Origin of the sequence: Arsenicicoccus sp. UBA2120, assembly GCF_002330965.1 — a bacterium.
GTDB lineage: Bacteria > Actinomycetota > Actinomycetes > Actinomycetales > Dermatophilaceae > Arsenicicoccus > Arsenicicoccus bolidensis.
The window spans coordinates 1-19,615 of the sequence record NZ_DCYC01000035.1; the positions used below are offsets into that span (position 1 = coordinate 1).

General features: G+C 69.9%; 18 protein-coding genes. 13 read left to right on the plus strand and 5 right to left on the minus strand.

Annotated features, from left to right (window positions below; all coding sequences use genetic code 11):
- Window positions 1-780: 780 nt before the first annotated feature.
- Window positions 781-1,521 (minus strand): GntR family transcriptional regulator, encoded by a 741-nt coding sequence (locus tag B2P18_RS04480; protein WP_029212025.1) that lies wholly within the window; start codon window positions 1,519-1,521, stop codon window positions 781-783.
- A gap of 144 nt (window positions 1,522-1,665) precedes the next feature.
- Here B2P18_RS04480 and iolC point away from each other — a divergent pair, with 144 nt between their 5' ends.
- The 4 genes from iolC (at window position 1,666) to B2P18_RS04500 (ending at window position 6,169) form a co-directional block, all read left to right on the plus strand.
- Window positions 1,666-2,676: a 5-dehydro-2-deoxygluconokinase gene (gene iolC / locus B2P18_RS04485; protein WP_029212024.1), complete on the plus strand. Its 1,011-nt coding sequence runs from the start codon at window positions 1,666-1,668 to the stop codon at window positions 2,674-2,676.
- Window positions 2,676-3,656, plus strand: coding sequence for a Cgl0159 family (beta/alpha)8-fold protein (locus B2P18_RS04490; protein ID WP_286956094.1), 981 nt, complete (start codon window positions 2,676-2,678; stop codon window positions 3,654-3,656). Before iolC ends, B2P18_RS04490 begins: the two co-directional genes overlap by 1 nt.
- Entirely contained in the window at window positions 3,653-4,549 is an 897-nt protein-coding gene (gene iolB / locus B2P18_RS04495) for a 5-deoxy-glucuronate isomerase (RefSeq protein ID WP_286956095.1), read from the plus strand. The genes B2P18_RS04490 and iolB overlap by 4 nt, the downstream gene beginning before the upstream one ends.
- A gap of 120 nt (window positions 4,550-4,669) precedes the next feature.
- Window positions 4,670-6,169, plus strand: a complete 1,500-nt coding sequence (locus B2P18_RS04500) for a CoA-acylating methylmalonate-semialdehyde dehydrogenase (RefSeq protein ID WP_029212021.1) — start codon at window positions 4,670-4,672, stop codon at window positions 6,167-6,169.
- Window positions 6,170-6,813: 644 nt separating this feature from the next.
- Here the strand turns inward: B2P18_RS04500 and B2P18_RS04505 are convergent.
- On the minus strand, window positions 6,814-7,683 hold the full coding sequence (locus B2P18_RS04505; RefSeq protein WP_029212020.1) for a TIM barrel protein: 870 nt from the start codon (window positions 7,681-7,683) through the stop codon (window positions 6,814-6,816).
- Between the two features lie 410 nt (window positions 7,684-8,093).
- Between B2P18_RS04505 and B2P18_RS04510 the strand changes: the two genes are divergently transcribed.
- The 4 genes from B2P18_RS04510 (at window position 8,094) to B2P18_RS04525 (ending at window position 12,283) form a co-directional block, all read left to right on the plus strand.
- Complete coding sequence (locus B2P18_RS04510; protein WP_239266143.1) at window positions 8,094-9,044, plus strand: TIM barrel protein; 951 nt, start codon at window positions 8,094-8,096, stop codon at window positions 9,042-9,044.
- Between the two features lie 70 nt (window positions 9,045-9,114).
- Window positions 9,115-10,119 (plus strand): Gfo/Idh/MocA family protein, encoded by a 1,005-nt coding sequence (locus B2P18_RS04515; RefSeq protein WP_286956101.1) that lies wholly within the window; start codon window positions 9,115-9,117, stop codon window positions 10,117-10,119.
- A gap of 44 nt (window positions 10,120-10,163) precedes the next feature.
- Window positions 10,164-11,030, plus strand: coding sequence for a sugar phosphate isomerase/epimerase family protein (locus B2P18_RS04520; RefSeq protein ID WP_286956103.1), 867 nt, complete (start codon window positions 10,164-10,166; stop codon window positions 11,028-11,030).
- Entirely contained in the window at window positions 11,027-12,283 is a 1,257-nt protein-coding gene (locus B2P18_RS04525; RefSeq protein ID WP_313536361.1) for a Gfo/Idh/MocA family oxidoreductase, read from the plus strand. Before B2P18_RS04520 ends, B2P18_RS04525 begins: the two co-directional genes overlap by 4 nt.
- A gap of 112 nt (window positions 12,284-12,395) precedes the next feature.
- On the opposite strand, the gene B2P18_RS04530 is transcribed toward B2P18_RS04525, so the two are convergent.
- Both B2P18_RS04530 and B2P18_RS04535 read right to left on the minus strand, forming a co-directional pair.
- The gene (locus B2P18_RS04530) at window positions 12,396-12,617 is read right to left on the minus strand and encodes a hypothetical protein (RefSeq protein ID WP_019286848.1); all 222 of its coding nucleotides are present in this window, start codon (window positions 12,615-12,617) and stop codon (window positions 12,396-12,398) included.
- 144 nt (window positions 12,618-12,761) lie between these two features.
- A complete protein-coding gene (locus B2P18_RS04535; RefSeq protein ID WP_019286847.1) occupies window positions 12,762-12,983 on the minus strand; it encodes a hypothetical protein in 222 nt (73 codons plus the stop codon).
- 285 nt (window positions 12,984-13,268) lie between these two features.
- Here B2P18_RS04535 and B2P18_RS04540 point away from each other — a divergent pair, with 285 nt between their 5' ends.
- From B2P18_RS04540 to B2P18_RS04555, 4 genes are all read left to right on the plus strand, one after another.
- A complete protein-coding gene (locus B2P18_RS04540) occupies window positions 13,269-14,273 on the plus strand; it encodes a Gfo/Idh/MocA family protein (RefSeq protein ID WP_286956107.1) in 1,005 nt (334 codons plus the stop codon).
- 140 nt (window positions 14,274-14,413) lie between these two features.
- A complete protein-coding gene (locus B2P18_RS04545) occupies window positions 14,414-15,415 on the plus strand; it encodes a sugar ABC transporter substrate-binding protein (RefSeq protein ID WP_239266149.1) in 1,002 nt (333 codons plus the stop codon).
- Entirely contained in the window at window positions 15,412-16,479 is a 1,068-nt protein-coding gene (locus tag B2P18_RS04550; RefSeq protein WP_239266151.1) for an ABC transporter permease, read from the plus strand. Before B2P18_RS04545 ends, B2P18_RS04550 begins: the two co-directional genes overlap by 4 nt.
- Window positions 16,476-17,366 (plus strand): ATP-binding cassette domain-containing protein, encoded by an 891-nt coding sequence (locus B2P18_RS04555; protein ID WP_239266153.1) that lies wholly within the window; start codon window positions 16,476-16,478, stop codon window positions 17,364-17,366. The genes B2P18_RS04550 and B2P18_RS04555 overlap by 4 nt, the downstream gene beginning before the upstream one ends.
- Before the next feature lie 122 nt (window positions 17,367-17,488).
- Here the strand turns inward: B2P18_RS04555 and B2P18_RS04560 are convergent, their stop codons facing one another.
- Entirely contained in the window at window positions 17,489-18,307 is an 819-nt protein-coding gene (locus B2P18_RS04560; protein WP_286956118.1) for a TIM barrel protein, read from the minus strand.
- 181 nt (window positions 18,308-18,488) lie between these two features.
- On the opposite strand from B2P18_RS04560, the gene B2P18_RS04565 reads away from it, so the two are divergent.
- Window positions 18,489-19,615, plus strand: a 1,127-nt coding sequence (locus B2P18_RS04565; RefSeq protein WP_286956120.1) for a sugar porter family MFS transporter, incomplete at its 3' end; no start/stop codon positions are given.

The window sequence follows — 19,615 nt, forward strand, 5'->3', positions numbered from 1 at the left end:
GCCGACAAGCAGGCCATCCTCAAGGCCATCCACCGGGGCGGGCTCACGCACTAACGAAATGACCAAACTCGGGTCGTGGCAGACGACGTCATCGACCCTCAGCAACGGGGCCCATGACTGAAGATTGTCGTCAGGCGCGACACCCCGCCAGGGTTCGTCTTGGGGAGCTTTGCTATTCACTGCGCATGATCTTTGGACCGCAGGACGCTACAAGATGGTGGTTCGCGGATCATAGGCGTGGCCGGTCTCGTTCTGCTCTTCGTCGCTGCTGCGATCCGCAACTCCGCCGATCCCTCCGACAATGCGTCGATGCTCCGGGTGAGGCCACCGACCTCTCCCTCTGCCTGATTGTCCTCAGTGGTGGGAGACCAGCCTTGATCATGGGCGAGCTGTTGGCGGGGGATGCCGAGGATGACCCCGCGACTGCACGGCGGTCCAAAACAGTCATGTGCGGCACGATCACCTGTTCCATCGTTGCAGCAGTAGTCGTGAGTCTCTGACATCGGACGTGAGGGGGGCGAGCCACCCGCTCATCCGGTCTTCGATCAGACGGGAGCCAGGTCATGGAGGTGACCGCCGAAGTATCCAGGTCCGGCGCCTGGTGGGCGGTCGAGGTGCCTGAGGTGCCGGGTGCGTTCACCCAGGCCGAGCGCCTCGATCAGGTCGAGGCCGCGGTGGTCGACGCGGTCCGGACGAGGCGTGAGTGTGACGACCTCGCCGTCACCGTGACGGTGGCACACAGGTCGACGCGAGCGCGATCCTGAGGTGCGGCCCCGCGGGTCAGCGTTCGTGCACGGTGATGTCGAAGGCGTACTGGTCGGCGCGGTAGCAGTGGTCGCCGAACTCCACGGCCACGCCGTCGCCGGCATACGCCTTGCGGGTCATGGTGAGCAGGGGGTCGGACTTGGCGAGCTCGAGCAGCTTGCGCTCGCGGCCACCGGGGGAGCGGGCGCCGATGGTCTGCTGGGCGACGACCATCTTGGCGCCGCGGTCGCGCAGCAGCTCGTAGAGGCTGTGCTCGGTCAGCTCGGCCTCGGTGATGTCGGCGAAGCGCGGCGGCAGCCAGTTGTGGAGCAGCGCCAGGGGGATGTCGCCGGCATAGCGCAGCCGCTCGATGGAGAGCATGGGCGTGTCGGAGGGCAGGCCGAGTGCCTCGGCCGCGCGCTCGCTGTAGGCCTCTGCGTCATACGAGAGCACCTTGGTGATCGGGGCCCGGCCGGAGCGCTGGAGGTCCTCGTAGAGGGAGGTGAGCTCGTCACGGCGGTGGATGACCTCGTTGGCCACCGTCGTGCCGATGCCGCGGCGGCGCACCAGCAGGCCGCGGGCGACCATCTCGCCGATGGCGCGGCGCACCGTGGGGCGGGACAGGTCGAGGCGCTCGGCGAGGGACAGCTCGTTCTCGAACGCGTCGCCGGGCTTGAGCGCGCCACCCTCGATCGCCGCCGTGAGCTGTTGCGCGAGCTGGTGGTACAACGGCACCGGGCTCGTGCGGTCGATCATCACGGGGAGCTGAATGGTCACAGTCCGTGATGGTAATAGCAATATGTCAAAGTGTCACCAACTCACTAAAGTCCGTTTGTCCTAACAAACCTTGACAGGGTTGCGAGCGCTGAGGCAGGCTGGGCGTGTTCCCACCGACGTGACACCGACGCACAAGGGATTGTGATGGCTGACGCACCCTCCGACGCGACGAGCGCCGAGCGGCCCCAGCGGGCCGACGGGCCCGAGCCGTTCGACGTGCTGACCATCGGACGGGTCGGCATCGACATCTATCCCCACCAGATCGGGGTGGGGCTGGAGGACGTCGAGACGTTCGGCAAGTTCCTCGGCGGCAGCGCCACCAACGTGGCCGTGGCCGGCGCCCGGCACGGCCACCGCTCCGCCGTCATCACCCGCACCGGGGACGACCCCTTCGGGCGGTTCGTGCACCGCGAGCTGCTGCGCCTCGGCGTCGACGATCGCTTCGTCACCCCCGTCGAGGGCCTTCCGACCCCGGTGACCTTCTGCGAGATGTTCCCGCCGGACGACTTCCCGCTCTACTTCTACCGCTACCCCCAGGCGCCGGACCTCGTGATGCAGGCCGACGAGATGCCGCTCGACGCCATCACGGACGCGCGCATCTTCTGGGCCACGGTGACCGGGCTGTCGCACGAGCAGAGCCGCGACGCCCACCACGCCGCCTGGGCTGCCCGCGACCGGCGCACCCACACCGTGCTCGACCTCGACTACCGCCCGATGTTCTGGCCCGACGAGGCCACCGCCACGCGCGAGGTCGAGGCCGTGCTCGACCGCTGCACCGTCGCCGTCGGCAACCGCGAGGAGTGCCGGGTCGCGGTCGGCGAGGAGGACCCCGAGCGCGCCGCGGACGCCCTGCTCGAGCGCGGCATCGAGCTCGCCGTCGTCAAGCAGGGACCCAAGGGCGTGCTGGCCAAGACCCGCGACGAGCGCGTCGAGGTCCCGCCGATCCTCATGGACGTGGTCAACGGTCTCGGGGCCGGGGACGCCTTCGGGGGTGCCTTCTGCCACGGACTGCTCCAGGGCTGGGGGCTCGAGCGCATCCTGCGGTTCGCCAACGCCGCGGGGGCCCTCGTCGTCGGACGGCTCGAGTGCTCCACGGCCATGCCCACGCCCGCCGAGGTCGAGCAGCTGCTCGCCGAACGCCGAGGAGGCCAGTGATGGACCGCGTCAGCGTCGACGTCCGCGCCCTCACCACGACCCGCCTGCGCGAGCCCGAGCGCATCGACCACCTGTGGGCCGCCCGCCGGCGCCGCCCCCTCGTCGGGGACGACGGCCGCCTGCTCCTGGTCGCCTGCGACCACCCGGCTCGCGGCGCCCTCGGGGTCCGCGACGACGGTATGGCGATGGCCAGCCGCTCCGACACGCTGGAGCGTCTCGCCACGGCCCTGTCACGCCCCGGCGTCGACGGCGTGCTCGGCACCCCCGACGTCCTCGAGGACCTGCTCCTGCTCGGCCTGCTCGACGACGTGGTCGTCGTCGGCTCCATGAACCGCGGTGGCCTGCAAGGCGCGTCGTTCGAGCTCGACGACCGGTTCACGGCCTACGCCGCCGCCGACCTGGCCCGGCGCGGGCTGGACGGCGGCAAGATGCTGACCCGCGTCGACCTCGCCGACGACGGCACGGCGGCGACCCTCGCGGCCAGCGCCCGCGCCGTGACGGAGCTCGCCGACGCCGGGCTCATGGCGATGGTCGAGCCGTTCTGGTCCTCGCGGGGCGCGGACGGGCGGGTGGTCAACCACCTCGACCCCGACTCGGTGATCCGGTCCGTCCACGTCGCCGCGGGTCTGGGCGCCACGAGTGCCCGCACCTGGCTCAAGCTGCCGGTCGTCGACGACATGGCCCGCGTCCTGGACGCCTCGACCATGCCGGTGCTGCTCCTCGGCGGTGACCCCACCGCCGACCCCGAGCAGACCTACGCCACCTGGGCGGACGCCCTCACCTGCCCCAGCGCGGCCGGCCTCGTCGTGGGCCGCGCCCTGCTCTACCCACCCGACGGGGACGTCGCCGCCGCGGTCGACGTCGCCGCGCACCTCGTTCACGACGACCCCGCCCGCAGCCACCTGGCCCCTGGCAGCCACCCCGCCCCTGCAACCAACGCTGTCCCCGGCAGGCACGCACTCACTGGAGGAGCACGATGAGCGACTGGTTCAAGCCCGCCACCACCACCGGTGACGACGACTACCACGTGCGGATCCGACCGGGCGACCCCGGCTGGACGCACACGGGTCTGCTCGTCGCCGACCTCGAGCCCGGCGAGTCCCGCGAGGTCGCCACCGGCGAGCACGAGTTCGTCGTCGTGCCGCTCGCCTGCGAGGCGGCGGTCGTCGAGACGGGAGGTTCGGCATACGAGCTGGAGGGTCGACCCTCGGTCTTCGCCGGACCGGCGGACTGCCTGTATGTCGGGCGCGAGGCCACCTTCACCGTCACCGCGCCGCAGGGTGGGCGGATCGCCCTGTGCCACGCGACCGCGCGGACGTCGTTCCCCGTGAAACATCTCCGCAAGGCCGACATCCCGGTCGAGCTGCGCGGGGCCGGGCAGGCCAGCCGTCAGGTGCAGAACTTCGGCACCCCGGACGTCCTGGACGCCGACTCGATCATCGCCTGCGAGGTCGTCACGCCCGCCGGCAACTGGTCGTCCTACCCGCCGCACAAGCACGACGAGGAACGCTCGGGCGAGGAGACGGCGCTCGAGGAGATCTACTACTTCGAGATGCAGACCGAGCGTGGTGGCGGCCCAGGCCGTGACGGGGGCGCAGGCGCTCCGGACCCGATCGGCTACCAGCGCGTCTACGGCACCGACGACCGCCCCATCGACGTGCTGGCGGAGGTCCGCTCCGGCGACGTGGTGCTCGTGCCGCACGGCTGGCACGGGCCGGCGATGGCACCGACCGGCTACGACATGTACTACCTCAACGTCATGGCCGGGCCCGGCGACGAGCGCGCCTGGCTCATTTGCGACGACCCCTCCCACGCCTGGGTGCGCGGCACCTGGGACGCCCAGTCCGTCGACCCCCGCCTCCCCTACTCCTGACCTACCCCCGGTAAAGGCATCGACCGGCCTTCGTTCGCCAGGCTGATGCCTTTACCCCCGGCGGGTCTGCACCCCGCACCCAGCTTCCCGTCATACGGCATCGAGCAAAGGACCACTCCCATGACCACGCGCATCACCCACCTCATCGGCCACTCCTCGTGGGAGGGCACGGCCGAGCGCACCTCCGAGGTCTACAACCCCGCCACCGGCGAGGTCACCGGCACCCTCGACCTGGCCAGCAAGGCGCTCGTCGACGAGGTCGTCGCCCAGGCCGCCGAGGCCGCCAAGGAGTGGGGCCAGACCTCCATCGCCAAGCGCACCCGCGTGCTGTTCGCCTTCCGCGAGCTGCTGGAGTCGCGCAAGGGCGAGATCGCCAAGGCCATCGTCGCCGAGCACGGCAAGACCTATCCGGACGCCGTCGGCGAGATCAACCGCGGCCTCGAGGTCGTCGAGTTCGCCTGCGGCATCGGCCACATCATGAAGGGCGGCTACTCCGAGAACGTCTCGACCAAGATCGACGCCTACTCGATCCTGCAGCCGCTCGGCGTCGTCGGCGTCATCAGCCCGTTCAACTTCCCGGCGATGGTGCCGCTGTGGTTCGTGCCCGTCGCGATCGCCTGCGGCAACGCCGTCGTGATCAAGCCGTCCGAGAAGGACCCGACCGCCACCGGGCTCATCGCCGACCTGTGGCGCGAGGCCGGCCTGCCCGACCACGTCATGAACGTCGTCCACGGCGACAAGGAGGCCGTCGACGCGCTGCTCGACAACACCGACGTGAAGTCGATCTCGTTCGTCGGGTCGACGCCGATCGCGCGCTACGTCTACGAGCGCGGCGTCGCGGCGGGCAAGCGCGTCCAGGCCCTCGGCGGCGCCAAGAACCACATGCTCGTCCTGCCCGACGCCGACCTCGACCTGGCCGCGGACGCTGCGGTCAACGCAGGGTTCGGCGCGGCCGGCGAGCGCTGCATGGCGATCTCGGCGCTGCTGGCCGTCGACTCGGTCGCGGACGAGCTCATCGCCAAGATCAAGGAGCGCATGGCCACCCTCACGACGGGTGAGGGCAACGGCGAGGGCGTCGACATGGGGCCCCTGGTCACCAAGGCGCACCTCGACAAGGTCCGCGGCTACGTCGACGCGGGGGTCGCCGAGGGCGCCGAGCTCGTCGTCGACGGGCGGGACGGCGAGTGGGTCGGCGGGAGCAAGGACGGGTTCTTCCTGCTGCCGACGCTGTTCGACAAGGTCACGCCGTCGATGTCGATCTACACCGACGAGATCTTCGGCCCCGTGCTGTCGGTCGTGCGGATCGAGTCGTATGACGAGGGCCTGCAGCTCATCAACGACAACCCGTTCGGCAACGGCACGACGATCTTCACCAACGACGGGGGTGCCGCGCGTCGCTTCCAGAACGAGGTGCAGGTCGGGATGGTCGGCATCAACGTGCCGATCCCGACGCCGATGGCCTACTACTCCTTCGGCGGGTGGAAGAACTCGCTGTTCGGCGACACCCACGCGCACGGGATGGAGGGCGTCCACTTCTTCACCAAGACCAAGGCCGTCACGGCGCGCTGGCTCGACCCGTCGCACGGCGGCCTCAACCTCGGCTTCCCCCAGAACGACTGACCTACCTCAGGCAGTCACATCGACCTGGGTTGGCACCCCAGGTCGATGTGTCCAAGCCAGGCGGATCCTGCCGCTCATGCCGTATGCCGAGGCGCCCGACCCCACGCGGGGCGGGCGCCTCGCGCGGTGCGGGATCCCGTCGCGCGACACGAGCACGAGCACCGCAGGGATAGAGCGCCGCAGGGCCAGGGCGCCGCAGGGCTAGAGCGCCGCAGGGCTAGAGCGCCAGAGTGGTCACAGATCCGACACCCGACGGCCGCTGATGTCGGATCTGTGACCACTCTGGCGGCCCGTCCTCGGGAACCCCTGAACGCCCCGGCACTGGGGAGGTTCGGTGTCGCCAGGGCAGCACCGAACCTCCCCAGCGATGGGGTGGCCCCGCGCAAGGGAGCGGGACCGAGATCGGGGCGGGTTCTGGTGGTCAGGGCAACCAGAAATGGCCCCGATCTTCGCTCGCCCTCCGCCCTTGGTCACCATTGGCGTTGTGGATCGTTCAACAGGGCCGCCCTGACGCCATTGGTGACCAACGATCGGGGTTCGGGGAACCCTTGACGCCATTGGGGCCAACGGTCGGGGTTGGGGGAGCCCCTGACGCCATGGGTGACCAACGGCGGGGGTGGGGGTGACCGGACTGGTGGCGGGGGTCAGGCGAGGAGCTTCTCGACATACTCCCGGTTGATGCGGGCCGCGTCCTTGGGGTGCTTGTGCGTGGTGTCCTGCTCGAGCACGATCCACCCGTCGTAGCCGTGGTCGCCGAGCCACCGCACGACCCCCGCGATGTCGACGAGGCCGTCCCCGAGCTCGGGGAAGATGATGCCGCGCAGCGCGTCGCCGAAGCTCCACTGCTCGTCCTGGGCGCGGCGCAGCACCTCGGGGTCGACGTCCTTGAGGTGGACGTGCGCGACGCGGTCGCCATAGGTGGGCAGGAAGTCGAGGGCGTCGCCGCCGCCGTACTTGAGGTGGCCCACGTCGAGGCACCAGCCGACCTTGGCGGGGTCCGTCTCGTCGAGGAAGCGGCGCGTCTCGGCGGCGGTCTCGACATAGGTGCCGACGTGGTTGTGCAGGACGACGCGCATGCCCATGGGCTCGAGCAGATCCGCGAGGTGGGCGAGGCCGTCGGCGAGGTTGCGCCACTGCTCGTCCGTCAGGCCGCGAGCCTCGTCGACGTGACCGGCCTCGGCGTCCCGGCGGTCGTCGCCGAGCTCGGCCGCCACCAGGATCGATCCGCCGGCGGCCTTGACGCGCTCGGCCACGGCCAGGGCCGCGGCGTCGGCCTCGTCCCAGCGCTCGCGATCGCGGTAGCCCAGGCGCACGAACGCCCCCACCATCTCCAGCCCCCGCCGTGACATCTCCGAGCGCACGACGGCGGGGTCGTCCGGCATACCGGGGCCCCACTCCGTCGCGACGTAGCCCGCCTCGACCATCTCGTCCATCATCTGGCCGGGCGCGGTGTAGGGCCGGAAGTCCGGGATGTCCCCGTTGTTCCAGTTGCAGGGGGCGGTGGCGATCCTCATCGATGCGCTCCTTGGTCGGTCGGGTCGAGTCGAGCTGGACGTATGGCGACTTTGCTCTGACATTCTGACATCACGTCGTCCTCGCGTCGATGCCACCCCCTCGGATCCGTCTGGGCCGGGCCCGGACACATCAGCCGGGCTCGAGTCCATCAGCCTGGCGAACAAAGGCCGGTCGATGCCTTTACCGGGGGTAGGTCTATCGGCCTGGCGTGCCAACCCGGGCCGATGTGACTACCTGAGGTAGGTCTGTCGGCCTGGCGTGCCAACCCGGGTGGATGTGACTACCTGAGGTAGGGGTTTGATCTATTGACAGGACATAGGCGCCTGGCTAGCGTGAGGCGCACGGGTGCGAGACGGCGCCCGCGTCAACGACGACACGACACCGGGCCGCAGCCCGGGGAGGACAGCTCATGGCCGAGAACCCGTCCCGCACCGACAAGTCGCGCAACACCAGCGACCCTCGCTACTCCAGGCTCACCATCGGCGTCTGCCCCGACCAGTGGGGCGTGTGGTTCCCGGAGGACCCCAAGCAGATCCCGTGGGAGAAGGCCCTCGACGAGATGGCCGAGGCCGGCTTCTCGGTGATGGAGACGGGGCCGTTCGGCTACTTCCCGACCGACCCGAAGCGTCTCGCCGACGAGATGGCCAAGCGCGGCTTCCGCGTCGTCGCCGGCACGGGCTGGGGGATCCTGCACAAGGCCGAGGCCTGGGCCGACACCGAGCGGACCTTCCGCGCGATCGGGGAGACGCACGCCGCCGTCGGCGCGGAGTATGTCGTGCACCTGCCCCCCATGTTCCGCGACGAGAAGACCGGCGACTTCACCGACGAGCGCACCCTCACGGGCGAGGCGTGGGACCTCTACGTCACCAACGCCGACCGCCTCGGCCGGATGATGAAGGAGGACTACGGCCTGCAGATGGTGCTGCACCCGCACGGCGATTCCCACATCGAGACGCCGCAGGACATCGACCGCATCTTCCAGGCCACCGACCCGAGCTATGTCGGGTTCTGCCTCGACACCGGCCACATCGTCTACGGCCAGGGCGACTGCGTCGACCTCATCAACCGCTACCCCGAGCGCATCTCCTACGTCCACATCAAGGCGATGGACCCCGAGATCGTCAAGCAGGCGCACGACGACGACTGGCCGTTCGTGGCCGCCGTCAACAAGGGTGTCTCCGTGGCCCCGCCGGAGGGCGAGCCGCACATGCCGACCCTGATCGACGCCCTCGCCGGCCTCGACAAGGACCTCTACGTCATCTGCGAGCAGGACATGTACGGCTGCGACCCGTCCTACCCCCTGCCCAACGCCATCGCGACGCGGGAGTACCTCGCGTCCTGCGGCCTCGGCCTCAGGTAGCCCGCACCACAGCTGCGAACCAGAGCTGCGAACCAGACAGCGAACCACTAGCAGAGAGAGACGACTTCACATGACTGTGCGCATCGGCATGATCGGCCCCGGCGGCATGGGGCAGGCCCACATCGACCGCATCCGCAGCGTGATCGCGGGCGGCGAGGTCGTGGCGATCTCCGACATCGCGGAGGACAACGTCAAGACCGTGGCCAGCACGTATGGCGTCAAGGGGTACACCGACAGCGCCGAGCTCATCGCGGACCCCGACGTCGACGCGGTGATGATCTGCTCGTTCGGGCCGGCGCACGAGGCCGACGTCATCGCCTGCATCGAGGCGGGCAAGCGGGTCTTCTGCGAGAAGCCGATGACGCCCGACGCCCAGGGCGCCCTCAACATCATGGACGCCGAGCAGCGGGCCGGGCGCAAGCTCGTCACCGTCGGGTTCATGCGCCGCTTCGACGAGTCCTACCGCCAGATGAAGGCAATCCTCGACTCCGGCGAGGTGGGGGAGACGCTCATGGTCCACAACCGGCACCGCAACCCCACGGTGCCGGAGCGCTACACGTGGGACATGGCGATCAACGACACCGGCATCCACGAGATCGACACGATGCGGTGGCTCACCGGCGAGGAGATCGTCCGGGTGCGCGTGGACACGCCCAAGAGGACGACGAAGCGGTTCGAGCACCTGCAGGACCCGCTGATCCTCATCATGCACACCGAGTCGGGGATCTGGATCGACGACGAGATCTTCGTCAACAACCAGCACTCCTACGACATCCAGTGCGAGGCCGTCGCCGAGACGGGCACCATCCGCCTCTCGGACCAGCACCTGATCGAGCGCACCGGGACGGTCGGCCGCTCCAACGCGCTGACGATGGACCACAACGAGCGCTTCGGCGGCGCGTTCGTCCGCGAGGTGCAGGAGTGGATCACCGCGGTCGCCCGGGACGAGCACACGGGGTCCAGCGCGTGGGACGGCTACGCGGCGGCGTGCGTGTGCGACGCCGGGGTGCGGGCCCTCACCGAGGATGGTGAGGTCGCCGTCGAGATGATCGACAAGCCCGCCCTCTACGCCTGACCGCCACGCGATCGTCATACGGTCACGACCCCTGGGAGACAACGATGGTCAAGATCCTGCTGGACCCGTCCATGTATCACCCGCACCTCACGGTCGCGGAGGAGTGCCGCAAGGCCGCCGACCTCGGCTACGAGTTCCTCGAGCTGTCGCCGCGGGCGGACTTCCACGAGTGGCACCACTATCCCAAGGTCGACGACGCGGAGATCGCCAAGGTCAAGCGGGCCATGGCCGAGACGGGCGTCCAGATCTGGACGTTCAACCCGGTCTACAACTGGTCGGCGCCGGACGAGCAGGACCGCCAGCACGCGGTGCGCTGCTTCCGGCGGCTCCTCGAGATCGCCGACGACCTCGAGGTCCCGATGATCGCGACCGAGCTGTCCGGCGACCCGAACGACCCGCTGCGCAGCGAGGCCCAGTTCTACAAGAGCATCGAGGAGCTCGTCCCCGACTTCGAGCGGCACGGGATCGAGTGCACGATCGAGGCGCACCCCTACGACTTCGTCGAGACCAACGAGCGCGCCGTGCAGATCGTCCGCGGGGTCAACAAGCCGTGGTTCAACTACGAGTTCTGCTGTCCCCACATGTTCCACCTGTCCCAGGGGGCGGGGGACGCGCGGGCGATGATGGCGTATGCCGGGGAGCGGCTGCGGCACGTGCACGTCGCCGACGTCTATAACCACCTCGCGAACGTCGGCAACCGCTACATCGTCAACCCGCCCGGCGTGGACGCCCGCATCCACCAGCACAACGAGATCGGCAACGGCGAGGTGCCGTGGGACGAGGTCTTCGGCTACCTGCGCGAGACCCGTTATGACGGACCGGTGTCGGTCTGCGTCTTCGGCTGGGAGGAGCAGATGGACGAGGTGCACGTGCGGATGCGCGAGCGGATCGAGAAGGAGCTGGACGCGTGACCGAGGCACCCATCGAGGCCCGCCCGGACACGCCGGCGGTCGACAACTCCGGCTCCGCGCCGTCGCCGATCCGCGAGCTGGGCGTCGGCGTCATCAGCTTCGGGTGGATGGGGCGGCTGCACACGCGGGCCTACGCCTCGCTGCCCGAGCGCTATCCGGAGCTGCGGGTGCGTCCGCGGCTCGTGGCCGTGGCCGACCCCGTGCAGGGGGCGCGGTCGGCCGCGGTCGAGCAGTTCGGCTTCGCCGGGTCGTATGCCGACTACCGCGACCTGCTGGCCGATCCCGCCGTCGAGGCGGTGTCGATCTGCGCGCCCAACTTCCTGCACCGCGAGATCGCCCTCGCGGCCGTGGCGGCGGGCAAGCCCTTCTGGATCGAGAAGCCCATGGGCGTCTCGGCCGAGGAGTCCCGTGAGATCGCCTGCGCCGCAGCCGAGGCCGGGCTCGTGACCGGCGTGGGGTTCAACTACCGCCAGGCGCCGGGGGTGCAGTTCGCGCGGCAGCTGATCCGCGACGGGCGGCTCGGGCGGGTCACCAACGTGCGCGTCTGGCTGATCGCGGACTACGCGAGCGACCCGGACGGGCCGCTGACCTGGCGCTACGACCGCGGCCGGGCCGGCGCGGGCGTGGTCGGTGACCTCATGTCGCACGGCATCGACCTCGCGCAGTTCCTCGTGGGGCGCGTCGCCGAGGTCGCCGCCATGACCGACACCTTCATCACCGACCGCCCCATCCCGCTGGAGCAGGGCATCGGCCACGCCAAGGTCCGCGTCTCGGACGAGCGCGGCCCCGTCGGCAACGAGGACTACGTCGGGATGCTCGCCCGCTTCGACTCCGGGGTGGTCGGCACCCTCGAGGCGTCGCGCGTGGCCCGGGGCCCGCGCGCCGAGTACGTCGTGGAGGTCTACGGCACAGGCGGATCCGTGCGCTGGAACTTCGAGGACATGTCCAAGGTGCAGGTCCTGCTCGGCGACGGCGGGGACGTGCACGGCTACACCACCGTCATGGCCGGGCCGCAGCACGGCGCCTACGCCCGCTTCCAGCCCGGCCCCGGCCAGAACCTCTCCTTCGACGACCTCAAGGTCGTGGAGGGGCGGGACTTCGTCGAGTCGGTGCTGTCCGGCGAGCAGGTCGCCCCGTCCGCGGCGGACGCGTGGTCCGCGGCCGAGGTCGACGAGGCGGTCGTGCGAGCTGCGGCGAGCCGCGCGTGGGAGTCGGTGCAGCCGGTGAGCGGGCGGACGACATACGACGCCTGAGTCCGTCGGCGGAGGCTCCGTGTGTGCGACTCCCCGGCCGACCACGGTCCGCGCCAGGACGACGTGAGCCCCCTCTCCCGGGTCGGGAGAGGGGGCTCACGGGAGCGGCCGGTCAGGCGTGGCTGAGCTCGCGGGCGTTCCAGGTCAGGAAGAGCGCGACGGTGCCGGCGAGCGGCAGCAGGGCGCTGAGCAGGATCGGGGCGGACGCGAGCACGCCCCCGACGACCGTCAGGACGACGGCGAGGGTGGCCAGCAGGGCGGCCTGCACGGCCAGGGCGTTGTGGGTGGTCTGCGTCTGCGCGGTGCGGACGTCGGCGACGTGGGTGTTGGTCATGAGTCCTTCTCTCTGCCGGAGGACGAGGAGGCCCGAGGGCCTCGGTCCTGCACGGCCGTCGTGTCGTGCCGGCGTGTGCCGGCACATCAGGTCTGGGGTGCCGTTCGCCTGGTCAGCGGGCGTATGGCGGGGGCGGGGTCGCCGTCAGATGCGAAAGACGCCCTGGTAGCTCGCGACGCCCGCGAGCACCACGGTGCCCACGACGGGCACGATGGCGGCGACGATCAGCTGGGGGGAGGCGAGCAGCGTCCCGGCAACCACGAGGGCGATGGTGATCAGGGCCAGCGTGACGGCCAGGCTCAGGGTGGACGGGGTCGCGGCCCTGGCCTCGTCGTCGATCTGCGCGGGGGCGGTCAGGTCGGTCATGTGGCGGGGCAACTCATCCTGCTCTCCGCCGCGCACGAGCGGATCCCGATGGGCTCGCCCTGCACGGCCATCGTGGGTGCCAGCTCATGTGCTGACAAATATAAGTCTACGCAAGACCCCCACGCATGGCAAACGTATGACGAATCCCGTCGTCCGTGCTGGGTGACGCGTCTCGATATAGTCAAGACCTGTAAATGTCCGGACAAAGTCTTGACGTGGCCCGGGTCGCTCGGTGAAGGTGGTGCAAGCCCGGGTGAGCCCTCGCCCACGTCTCGAAGGAGAGACATGCGTATCGCAGTCATCGGCGTCGGCCGCATCGGTCGCATCCATGCCGAGAACCTGCGCGCCCTCCCCGAGGTCGAGGAGGTCGTCCTCGCCGACGTCGTCCCCGAGGTCGCCCGCTCCGTGGCCGACCAGCTGCAGGTGTCGGCGGCGGACGACCTGTCGTCCCTGCTCGCCTCCGGGCTCGACGGCTGCGTCATCGCCTCGTCGACCAGCGCCCACGCCGAGCAGCTCGAGACGGTCATGCGCGCGGGCGTGCCGGCGTTCTGCGAGAAGCCGGTCGCGCGGGACCTCGCCGGCGCCGTGACCCTCGCCGAGCTCGAGCGGGAGACCGGCGTGCCGGTGCAGGTCGGATTCCAGCGGAGGTTCGACGCGGGCTACCGCCGCGTGCGGGACGCCGTCGTCGGCGGCGAGCTGGGCACCGTGCACCTCCTTCGCGCGGTCACCCACGACCAGGCGCCGCCGCCCGCGGCATACCTGGCTGCGTCCGGCGGGATCTTTCGCGACTGCTCCATCCACGACCTCGACGTCGTCCGCTTCGTCACCGGCCAGGAGGCCGTGACGGTCAGCGCCGCCGGGGGCAACAAGGGCGAGCGGCTCTTCGTCGAGGCCGACGACGTGGACACCGCCGCCGCGATCCTGACGATGGCGGACGGCACGCTCGTCCTGCTGTCGGCCACCCGCTACAACGGCGCCGGGCACGACGTCCGCCTGGAGGTCACCGGCAGCCTGGGCGCCCTGGCGGTGGGGCTCGACCAGTCCCTCGCCCTGGACTCCGCCGAGCCGGGGGTCACCCTCACCCACGGTCCTCGGCACTGGTCCTTCCTCGACCGCTTCCTCCCGGCCTACGCCGCCGAGCTGGAGGCCTTCGTCGCCATGATCGGCGGCGCACCGTCCCCCTGCACCGTCCGCGACGCCCTCCAGGCGCAGCGCCTCGCCGAGGCCTGCGACCTCTCGCGGCGCCGCGGGGCGCCCGTCCGCCTCCAGGAGATCCCCGATACGAGGTGACGACTCGCCAACAGTTCCGACCGATCCGCCACCCCGACGACCCGTGGGCAGGACAAACGCATAGTTTGTCACCAACCACATCAGCACCGCACAACCCGCCCGGAGCGCGACGACGCTGCTCCGTCACGAGAGGCACCACGATGAACCGCACCGTCAAGACCACCCTCGCCCTGGCGCTCGCCACCTCGACGGCCCTCAGCATGGCGGCCTGCAGCTCCTCCGGCGGCAAGCAGACCATCGAGTCCGCGGCGGGGGGTGCGGCGGGCAACGCCGGCACCCCGACCATGACCGTCGCGATGATCACGCACCAGGCCCCCGGCGACACCTTCTGGGACATCATCCGCAAGGGTGCCGAGGCCGGCGCCAAGAAGGACAACGTCAAGCTGGAGTACACCAACGATCCCGACGCCACCAAGCAGGCCCAGCTGGTGCAGGCGGCCATCGACAAGAAGGTCGACGGCATCGCCGTGACCAGCCCCAACACCGGTGCGCTGGGCCCCGTCATCAAGAAGGCCGTCGCGGCCGGCATCCCGGTGACCATGTTCAACGCCGGCGGCACCGACGCGATGGGCCTCGGCGCCATCGGCTACTTCGGGCAGGGCGAGACGGACGCGGGCATCGCCGTCGGCGAGCGCATCGCCAAGGCCGGCGGCAAGCGGGTGGTGTGCGTGATCCAGGAGCAGGGCCAGCAGCAGCTCGAGGACCGGTGCGACGGCGTCAAGAAGGGCGCCGCCGGCGTCAACGTCGACCGCATCTACGTCAACGGCCGCGACGACTCCGCCGTGACGACGACGATCCAGGCCAAGCTCACCCAGGACAAGGCGATCGACTGGGTCGTCACCCTGGGCGCCCCCTTCGCCCTCGACGCGGTGAAGTCCATCGCCGGGTCCGGCAGCTCGGCCAAGCTGGGCACCTTCGACACCAGCAAGGAGCTCGTCAACGCCGTCAAGGACGGCAAGGTCGAGTGGGCCATCGACCAGCAGCCCTACCTGCAGGGCTACCTCGCCGTCGACGCGCTGTGGTTCTACAAGACCAACGGCAACACCCTCGGCGGTGGCAAGAACGTCGCGACCGGCCCCGCGTTCATCGACAAGGCGAACGTCGAGAAGGTCGCCCAGTTCGCCGCGAACGGCACCCGATGAGCACGGCCACCGACCTCGAGCCGGGCCGCCCGCCTTCGTCCCCCGCCGCGGGGGACGACCGGGTCCGCACCAAGTCACCGACCGCGCTGCTGCTCGGTATGCCGGCCGTGGGCGCCCTCATCGGAGCGGTCGCGCTCGCGGCCCTCTTCCTCGCGGTGGCACCGGCCTTCCGCAACGTCGCCAACATCGGGACGATCCTCTACGCGGCGTCGACGATCGGGATCATGGCGGTCTTCGTGTCGCTGCTGATGATCGGTGGCGAGTTCGACCTGTCCACCGGTGTGGCTGTGACCTTCTCGGGCCTGGCCGCGGCGCACCTCGCGTGGTACCTCGGCCTGAACGTCTGGGTCGGCGTCCTCCTCGCGCTCGTCCTGTCGCTGGCGGTGGGCGCCTTCAACGGCTGGCTGCTGCACGTCACCGGGCTGCCGAGCTTCCTGGTCACGCTGGGCACGTTCTTCGTGCTGCAGGGCGTCAACCTGGCCGTCACCCGCATCGTGACCGGCGGCGTCTCGTCCAACTCGATCAGCGACATGGACGGGTGGGCGAGCGCGCAGAAGGTCTTCGCCTCCGGGTTCTCGATCGGGCCCGTCCGCATCGAGTCAGTGGTCCTCTACTGGTTCGTCCTCACCGCGATCCTGGCTTACGTCCTGCTGCGCACCCGCGTCGGCAACTGGATCTTCGCGGTGGGCGGTGACGCCGCCGCGGCCCGCGCCGTCGGTGTGCCGGTGACGGCCACCAAGATCGGGCTGTTCATGGGGACGGGCTTCGCGTCGTGGCTCGTCGGCATGCACATCCTGTTCAACTACAACAACGTGCAGTCCGGCCAGGGCGTGGGCAACGAGTTCATCTACATCATTGCCGCGGTCATCGGCGGCTGCCTGCTGACCGGTGGCTACGGGTCCGTGCTGGGTGCCTCGATCGGGGCGCTGATCTACGGCATGACCAACCTCGGCATCAACTACGCCGGCTGGGACGTCGACTGGCTCAAGACCTTCCTCGGCGTCATGCTCCTCGGCGCGACGCTGGTCAACATGTACGTCAAGAGAAGGGCGGACGCGGCATGAGCGCGACCAAGACCGCGCCGACCCACGAGGGCGGCCCCACCACGGCCATCCTGGAGATGCGCGACTGCGGCAAGAGCTATGGCAACGTCCAGGCCCTGCGCGGGGTCTCGCTGTCGGTGCGCCAGGGTGAGGTCACCTGCGTCCTCGGCGACAACGGTGCCGGCAAGTCCACGCTGATCAAGATCATGGCGGGGCTGCACGACTACAACGTCGGCGAGATGTTCGTCAACGGCGAGCAGCGGCACTTCTCCTCGCCGCGCGAGTCGCTGGGCAGCGGCATCGCCACCGTCTACCAGGACCTGGCGCTCGCCCCGCTGATGTCCGTGTGGCGCAACTTCTTCCTCGGCAACGAGCTCAAGAAGGGCCTCTTCAGGATGGACATCCCCACCATGAAGCGGGTCTGCGGCGAGGAGCTCACCAAGATGGGGATCGTCATCCCCGACCTGGACCGCCCCATCGGCAGCCTCTCGGGAGGCCAGAAGCAGTGCATCGCGATCGCCCGAGCCATCTACTTCGGCGCCAAGGTGATCATCCTCGACGAGCCCACCGCGGCGCTCGGCGTCAAGCAGTCGGGCGTGGTGCTGAAGTACATCATGAAGGCGCGTGACGCCGGCCTCGGCGTCGTCTTCATCACCCACAACCCGCACCACGCCTACCTCGTCGGCAACCACTTCGTGATCCTCAAGCTGGGCCGCGTGGTCCTCGACGCCCACCGCGACGAGGTCACCCTGGACGAGCTGACGGAGGAGATGGCGGGCGGCAAGGAGCTCGCCGACCTCTCGCACGAGCTGCGCGCGGCGGACCCCGGCAAGGTCGTCGACCCGAGCACCGTGAAGCACGGTGGGATCGACGCGCCCACGGTCGACATCCCCAAGGTCCGCGACTAGGGCCGCGCGGGAGGTTCGCTCTCGTCGAGAGGCGACAGATGGGGGTCATCCGAGCTGGTTGACCCCCATCTGTCGCCTCTCGACGCGTGCTCGCGGCTCGCCTTGGCGGCGGGGCGGCTGGGTCAGAGGGTGAAGGCCTCGCGGAAACGCTCGAGCGCCACCTCGCTGTCGCCGGACGCCCACCCCTCGAGGGCGACCACACCGGCATACCCCATCTCGGCCAGGGCCCGCGCCACGCCCGGATAGCTGATCTCGCCCGTCCCCGGCTCGCACCGTCCGGGCACGTCGGCCACCTGGATCTCGCCGATGAGATCGCCTGCGCGGCGGCACAGCTCGATCAGGTTCCCCTCGCCGATCTGCGCGTGATAGAGGTCGAGGTTCATGCGCAGCGCCGGCGATCCGACCGACTCCAGCAAGGTGATCACGTCCGAAGCCCGGGCGAACGGCACGCCGGGGTGGTCGACGTCGAGGTTGAGGTTCTCCAGCTGGAAGGTCACGCCCTCGCTCTCGCCCAGGGCGGCCACGCGACGCAGCGTCCGCTCGGCGGCGAGCCAGTCGCGAGGTGTCACGACCGTCTGCGGGCGGTTCGGCATACCACCCTCTCCGAGACCCGTGCCGTGCAGGTTGAGGTGCGGGTCGCCGAGGCGATGGGCCACGGCCACCGACTCCCGGGCGGTGCGCAGCAGCTCGTCCGCGCCCGCGGGGTCGATGAGCTCGCCGTGCGTGTAGCCCGTCATCGAGGTGAACCGGGCGCCCGTCGCCGCGAGCGCGTCGATGTCCTTGGTCGTCCAGTCCCACAGCTCGACCGCGAAGCCCAGCTCGTGCAGCCGGCGCACGCGGTCCAGGTGGGGCAGGTCGAGCAGCTGCATCTCGGAGCACACCGCGAGGACGAACCCCGGGTGCTTCGAGGCACCCACGAACGGTGCTGAGGTGGTGGTCATGCCGACTCCTTCGTCCTGCAACGGTGTGCGGTCAAATGTAAGGACAATCTATTGACATTGTCCACGCCTGCGCCTTCACTTGTGATAGCGATACGAGCAAGGACGCTACGAATCCGCGTGCTGCGGAAGGCAGAAGGAGACGAGGATGTCCCACGGCAGTCCCACCAGCAGTCCGAGCGGGGTGACGCTACCGCCCCTCCGACCGGGCCCGCACCAGCGGCGCCTGGACCTGATCGCCGTCGTCGCGACGTTCGGCGGTCTGCTGTTCGGCTACGACACGGGCGTGATCAACGGCGCCCTCGAGCCCATGAAGACGGACCTCGGCCTGACCACCGTCACCGAGGGTCTGGTGACGGCGACGCTGCTCATCGGCGCCGCGGTCGGAGCGCTCGTCTCGGGCGTGCTCAACGACAACCTCGGCCGCAAGAAGACCCTGACCCTGATCGCCGTCGTGTTCTTCGTCGGCACGCTGGGCTGCGTCTTCACGCCGGGGCTCTCGATCATGCTCGTCTCCCGCTTCGTCCTCGGCCTGGCGGTCGGCGCGGCGTCGGCCACGGTCCCCGTCTACCTGTCCGAGCTCGCCCCCACCGAGCGCCGCGGCACCCTGAGCGGGCGCAACGAGCTGGCGATCGTGCTCGGCCAGATGCTGGCCTTCATCATCAACGCGATCATCGCGAGCGTCTGGGGCCAGCACGAGGGCGTGTGGCGCTACATGCTCGCGGTGTGCGCCGTCCCCGCCGTGTTCCTGTTCTTCGGGATGCTCCGTATGCCGGAATCGCCGCGGTGGCTCATCTCCAAGGGACGCTACGACGAGGCGCTCGAGGTGCTCATGCAGGTCCGCAACGAGGACCGCGCACGCGCCGAGCTCGGCGAGGTGGAGCAGCTGGCCGAGGAGGAGGCCGAGTCCCACAAGGGCGGCTGGTCCGACATGGCCGTCCCGTGGATCCGCCACCTCGTGATCATCGGCTGCGGCCTCGCCGCCGCCCAGCAGGTCACCGGCATCAACTCGATCATGTACTACGGCACCCAGCTGCTGAGGGAGGCCGGCTTCTCCGACGGGGCGGCGATCATCGCCAACGTCGCCAACGGCGTCCTGGCCGTCGTCGGCACGGCCCTGTGCCTCTTCGTCGTCATCGACAAGGTGGATCGCCGCAAGCTCATCATCTTCGGCTTCTGCGCCACGACGACGGTCCACGGCCTCATCACCATCGCCGCCACCGTCATGCCGGCCGGCACCGCACGCGCCTGGGTGATCCTGGCGCTCTCCGTGACCTTCGTGTTCTTTATCCTCGATCCACCGATGGACTT

What these genes read in the sequence shown, in the direction of transcription:
- B2P18_RS04490 (WP_286956094.1), top strand. Translation starts at nt 2,676, where the DNA reads ATGGACCGCGTCAGCGTCGACGTCCGCGCCCTCACCACGACCCGCCTG.
- B2P18_RS04520 (WP_286956103.1), top strand. Translation starts at nt 10,164, where the DNA reads ATGGTCAAGATCCTGCTGGACCCGTCCATGTATCACCCGCACCTCACG.
- B2P18_RS04505 (WP_029212020.1), bottom strand. Translation starts at nt 7,683, where the DNA reads ATGAGGATCGCCACCGCCCCCTGCAACTGGAACAACGGGGACATCCCG.
- B2P18_RS04550 (WP_239266151.1), top strand. Translation starts at nt 15,412, where the DNA reads ATGAGCACGGCCACCGACCTCGAGCCGGGCCGCCCGCCTTCGTCCCCC.
- B2P18_RS04510 (WP_239266143.1), top strand. Translation starts at nt 8,094, where the DNA reads ATGGCCGAGAACCCGTCCCGCACCGACAAGTCGCGCAACACCAGCGAC.
- B2P18_RS04515 (WP_286956101.1), top strand. Translation starts at nt 9,115, where the DNA reads ATGACTGTGCGCATCGGCATGATCGGCCCCGGCGGCATGGGGCAGGCC.
- iolB (WP_286956095.1), top strand. Translation starts at nt 3,653, where the DNA reads ATGAGCGACTGGTTCAAGCCCGCCACCACCACCGGTGACGACGACTAC.
- B2P18_RS04540 (WP_286956107.1), top strand. Translation starts at nt 13,269, where the DNA reads ATGCGTATCGCAGTCATCGGCGTCGGCCGCATCGGTCGCATCCATGCC.
- B2P18_RS04560 (WP_286956118.1), bottom strand. Translation starts at nt 18,307, where the DNA reads ATGACCACCACCTCAGCACCGTTCGTGGGTGCCTCGAAGCACCCGGGG.
- B2P18_RS04535 (WP_019286847.1), bottom strand. Translation starts at nt 12,983, where the DNA reads ATGACCGACCTGACCGCCCCCGCGCAGATCGACGACGAGGCCAGGGCC.
- B2P18_RS04555 (WP_239266153.1), top strand. Translation starts at nt 16,476, where the DNA reads ATGAGCGCGACCAAGACCGCGCCGACCCACGAGGGCGGCCCCACCACG.
- B2P18_RS04545 (WP_239266149.1), top strand. Translation starts at nt 14,414, where the DNA reads ATGAACCGCACCGTCAAGACCACCCTCGCCCTGGCGCTCGCCACCTCG.
- B2P18_RS04530 (WP_019286848.1), bottom strand. Translation starts at nt 12,617, where the DNA reads ATGACCAACACCCACGTCGCCGACGTCCGCACCGCGCAGACGCAGACC.
- B2P18_RS04500 (WP_029212021.1), top strand. Translation starts at nt 4,670, where the DNA reads ATGACCACGCGCATCACCCACCTCATCGGCCACTCCTCGTGGGAGGGC.
- iolC (WP_029212024.1), top strand. Translation starts at nt 1,666, where the DNA reads ATGGCTGACGCACCCTCCGACGCGACGAGCGCCGAGCGGCCCCAGCGG.